Source organism: Chryseobacterium sp. SIMBA_029 (assembly GCF_046535275.1).
Taxonomy (GTDB): domain Bacteria; phylum Bacteroidota; class Bacteroidia; order Flavobacteriales; family Weeksellaceae; genus Chryseobacterium.
Window position 1 is genome coordinate 1 of sequence record NZ_JAWRXA010000461.1, and the last position, 262, is coordinate 262.

The 262-nt window shown below is 46.6% G+C and carries 1 protein-coding gene; it reads left to right on the forward strand.

Features of this window, described 5'->3' with window-relative positions; all coding sequences use genetic code 11:
* Positions 1 to 223 (forward strand): hypothetical protein (locus SB679_RS24825; protein WP_410704955.1); only part of this gene is annotated, 223 nt, incomplete at its 5' end.
* Positions 224 to 262 lie beyond the last annotated feature (39 nt).

Consider the following 262-nt stretch of genomic DNA (forward strand, 5'->3'; position numbering starts at 1 on the left):
GTCATCTGGAGTACCAGAACAAGGATCTGGACTCAATCCGGAATCCGTTGCCGAAACCGTTGTTCCAGCAGTAACACTTCCACAGTTCATGTCTGGATTTACTGTAAGGTTTACAGCAGCTGCACAATCATCATTGGCCGGAGGTGGAGGTATCGTTTTAAACTTTACATCAGTACAACCTGATGACTCACCACCTGTCCCAACTGAACTCACTCTAAGGTAATAAGTAGTATTAAGGGAAAGAGGAGCTGCCGGCGTGAAG